The sequence below is a fragment of the Cryptosporangium sp. NPDC051539 genome (genome assembly GCF_044454545.1).
Taxonomy (GTDB): domain Bacteria; phylum Actinomycetota; class Actinomycetes; order Mycobacteriales; family Cryptosporangiaceae; genus Cryptosporangium.
The window spans coordinates 1-1,131 of the sequence record NZ_JBITDV010000043.1 but is presented as its reverse complement, the minus strand read 5'-3'; the positions used below and the strand labels follow the sequence as shown (position 1 = coordinate 1,131).

Here is a 1,131-nt window from a genome sequence, read left to right as displayed (position 1 = left end):
CCCGCTACGACAAACTCGCCGTCCGATACCAAGCCGTCCTCACCATCACAGCCATCACCGAGTGGCTCTGACCGACTTACCAAACACGCCCTAGTTACCCCACCGAGACGGCAACCCGCTGACCGTCAAAAGCTCGACGTATATTTCCTGGTCAGAACAGAGCTGGTGAGGGGACTTGAACCCCTAACCGCCCGATTACAAGTGCGGTGCGACGCGTCCGGGGTGGTCCGCCACCGGTTGCCGGAGTCCGCTCCGACGCTGTTCAGCGCGGTTGTTCCGTCCGACGACGTCCGCCGAGGTCCGACACCGTTGCGCGGGCATCGTGACATCTCGTGACACGCGAGCGGCTCATCCACGGCGGCCCTAGGGAGGACGTCTCGAACCCCTCGCTGATGGCACACTGAAGGAGTATCGAGAGAGGTGATCATGACCGCCCATCCGCATCCGGTAGCCCCGCCCCAGGACGACGAGCCCAGCCTGGACGAACTCGCACGGCGCCAGGGCGTCAAGCGCGTAACCTCACTAAGCGAGCTGGCGCATCCCGAACTCTGGGAGAGCGACGAAGACTACGAACAGTTCCTCGCCGATCTCTACGCATCACGACGGGGAGCCGCGTCGGCGTGAGCTACGTCGTCCTCGACACCGACGTCGCATCGGCGATCCTGCGCGGTCGGCTGTCCGGTCCGCTTGCCACCCGGCTCACCGGCCACGACCTTGCCATCACGTTTGTCACGGTCGCCGAGTTAGAACGCTGGCGGCTGGTCCGCGACTTCGGCCCGCGACGAACCGCGTCACTCGTCTCCTTCTACAACCAAGTCGTCGTCCTCCCCTACAGCCGCCGCGTCGCCGAGACTTGGGGTGCGGTGCAGGCCGGCGCCCAGCTCCGCGGACGACCGCGTCCGCAGAACGACACCTGGATCGCAGCCTGCTGCCTGGTCCACGGAGTGCCCCTCGCCACTTTCAACACGAAGGACTTCGCCGAGTTCGAGACCCACGATGGCCTCGAAATTTGGACTGGCCCGTAGTTAGCTGAGCTAGAGCTGGTGAGGGGACTTGAACCCCTAACCGCCCGATTACAAGCTTCGCCCGCGGCGTCCGCCGGGGTCCATGCTCGCATGGACCTCCCCACGG

2 protein-coding genes are annotated in these 1,131 nt (G+C 65.1%); both read left to right on the top strand.

Features of this window, described 5'->3' with window-relative positions; genetic code table 11:
- Positions 1-426: 426 nt before the first annotated feature.
- Complete coding sequence (locus ACIBZJ_RS43230) at positions 427-624, top strand: hypothetical protein (protein WP_395939436.1); 198 nt, start codon at positions 427-429, stop codon at positions 622-624.
- Positions 621-1,025: a type II toxin-antitoxin system VapC family toxin gene (locus tag ACIBZJ_RS43225; protein WP_395939435.1), complete on the top strand. Its 405-nt coding sequence runs from the start codon at positions 621-623 to the stop codon at positions 1,023-1,025. The genes ACIBZJ_RS43230 and ACIBZJ_RS43225 overlap by 4 nt, the downstream gene beginning before the upstream one ends.
- Positions 1,026-1,131: the final 106 nt, after the last annotated feature.

What these genes read in the sequence shown, in the direction of transcription:
- ACIBZJ_RS43230 (WP_395939436.1), top strand. Translation starts at nt 427, where the DNA reads ATGACCGCCCATCCGCATCCGGTAGCCCCGCCCCAGGACGACGAGCCC.